General features: G+C 50.7%; 1 rRNA gene. It reads left to right on the top strand.

Annotation, left to right across the window (positions count from 1 at the left end):
- Window positions 1–19: 19 nt before the first annotated feature.
- A 23S ribosomal RNA gene (locus KQI64_RS02885) occupies window positions 20–2,851 on the top strand.
- The last annotated feature ends 1 nt before the right edge of the window (window position 2,852 follow it).

The following is a 2,852-nucleotide window of genomic DNA, read 5'->3' as shown; positions in this document are numbered from 1 at the left end:
AAGCAGTCGGAAAAATAATGGTCAAGCTACAAAGAGCACAAGGGGAATGCCTTGGCACCGAGAGCCGATGAAGGACGTGACTAACTGCGATAAGCCACGGGGAGTTGTAAGTGAACGTTATATCCGTGGATTTCCGAATGGAGCAATCCGGCAAGAGGAAAGTCTTGTCATCATATACTGAATAAATAGGTATATGAGGGGAACCGCCTGAACTGAAACATCTAAGTAGGGCGAGGAAAAGAAATCAACAGAGATTCCGCCAGTAGTGGCGAGCGAACGCGGAAGAGGCCAAACCGAGGGTAGTAATACCTTCGGGGTTCGGACAGAACACGGTATTGAAAATTTTTAGCCGAATGACATGGGAAGGTCAATCAAAGAAGGTGAGAATCCTGTAGGCGAAAAGAATTTTCAGCCATCTGTATCCAGAGTACCGCCGGACACGTGAAACCCGGTGGGAAGACGGGGGGACCATCCTCCAAGCCTAAATACTACTCGGTGACCGATAGAGAAGAAGTACTGTGAAGGAAAGGTGAAAAGCACCCCTGGCGGGGAGTGAAAGAGAACCTGAAACCTTGTGTTTACAAGCACCGAAAGTCCGTCAACGGACGATCGGGTACCTTTTGTAGAATGGTCCGGCGAGTGAATGTATTTGGCAAGGTTAAGCACTTAAGGTGTGGAGCCGCAGCGAAAGCGAGTCTGAACAGGGCGTATGAAGTCAAATGTATTCGACCCGAAACCGGGTGACCTACCCATGGCCAGGCTGAAGTAAAGGTAAAACTTTATGGAGGGCCGAACCGACTCCCGTTGAAATGGTAGCGGATGAGTTGTGGGTAGCGGAGAAATTCCAATCGAACCCGGAGATAGCTGGTTCTCTCCGAAATAGCTTTAGGGCTAGCCTTGAAATAGATTACTGCAGGTAAAGCACTGAATTGGCTAGGGGCCGAGAGGTTACTGAACCTTATCAAACTAAGAATGGCAGATAATCGTTTTTCAGGAGTCAGACAGTGTGAGATAAGTCTCATTGTCAAAAGGGAAAGAGCCCAGACCCACAGCTAAGGTCCCAAATCATAGTTAAGTGGAAAACGATGTGGAATTGCTTAGACAACCAGGATGTTGGCTTAGAAGCAGCCACTCATTAAAAGAGTGCGTAATAGCTCACTGGTCGAGTGATTCTGCGCGGAAAATTTAACGGGGCTAAACTATGAACCGAAGCTTGGGATACCTTTATGGTATGGTAGGAGAGCGTCGTATACGGGGTGAAGTCAGAGCGAAAGCGCTGGTGGACTGTATACGAGTGAGAATGCCGGAATAAGTAGCGAGAATTAAGTGAGAATCTTAATGGCCGAAAGTCTAAGGTTTTTGGAGGAAGGTTCGTCCGCTCCAAGTAAGTCGGGAGCTAAGGTCAGGCCGAAAGGCGTAGCCGATGCACATACGGTTGATATTCCGTAACCATCTGCAATTTAAGCATAGGGACACTTGAAAAGGGTGTGACCCGGGCGTTGGTTGACCCGGGCGCAAGGGACCGAAATTTAAGTAGGGAAGCACACATGGATCAAGGCGAGAAAAGCTATGTGTATAGAAGCAGATGCCCGTACCGCAAACCGACACAGGTGGACAGGAAGAGAATTCTAAGGCCAGCGGGAGAAGGGTAGTTAAGGAACTCGGCAAATTGACTCCGTAACTTCGGAATAAGGAGTGCTCGAAAGAGCCGCAGAGAATAGGCCCAGGCGACTGTTTAGCAAAAACACAGGTCTCTGCCAAATCGAAAGATGAAGTATAGGGGCTGACACCTGCCCGGTGCCGGAAGGTTAAGAGGAGATGTGCAAGCATTGAATTGAAGCCCCGGTAAACGGCGGCCGTAACTATAACGGTCCTAAGGTAGCGAAATTCCTTGTCGGGTAAGTTCCGACCCGCACGAATGGTGTAACGATCTGGGCACTGTCTCAACTACCCACCCGGCGAAATTGTAGTACCGGTGAAGATGCCGGTTACCTGCGGCAAGACGGAAAGACCCCATGGAGCTTTACTGTAGCCTGATATTGGGTTTCGGTAATCTATGTACAGGATAGGCGGGAGACTGGGAAGCTAAGGCGTCAGCTTTAGTGGAGTCAATGTTGGGATACCGCCCTTAGGTTTCTGGAATTCTAACCTGCGGCCGTGAATCCGGTCGGGGGACATTGTCAGGTGGGCAGTTTGACTGGGGCGGTCGCCTCCTAAAGAGTAACGGAGGCGCTCAAAGGTTGGCTCAGTACGGACGGAAACCGTGCTCTTGAGTGTAAACGCAAAAGCCAGCCTAACTGCGAGCGTGACGGCGCGAGCAGTAACGAAAGTTGGAGTTAGTGATCCGGCGGTATGTGAATGGAAATGCCGTCGCTCAACGGATAAAAGCTACCCTGGGGATAACAGGCTGATCTCCCCCAAGAGTCCACATCGACGGGGAGGTTTGGCACCTCGATGTCGGCTCATCACATCCTGGGGCTGAATTCGGTCCCAAGGGTTCGGCTGTTCGCCGATTAAAGTGGTACGCGAGCTGGGTTCAGAACGTCGCGAGACAGTTCGGTCCCTATCTGTCGTGGGCGCAGGATATTTGAGGAGCTCTGTCCTTAGTACGAGAGGACCGGGATGGACGTACCTCTGGTGCACCAGTTGTCACGCCAGTGGCACAGCTGGGCAGCTATGTACGGAACGGATAAACGCTGAAAGCATCTAAGCGTGAAGCCGACTCCAAGATTAGATATCCCATCGTGTAAACGAGTAAGACCCCTTGAAGACTACGAGGTTGATAGGCTGCGTGTGTAAGTGCCGTGAGGCATTCAGCTTGGCAGTACTAATAGGTCGAGGGCTTGACCATA

This window comes from Lachnoclostridium sp. MSJ-17, from assembly GCF_018918205.1.
Taxonomy (GTDB): Bacteria; Bacillota; Clostridia; order Oscillospirales; family Acutalibacteraceae; genus Ruminococcoides.
This window is presented reverse-complemented; position numbering and strand designations above follow the sequence as displayed.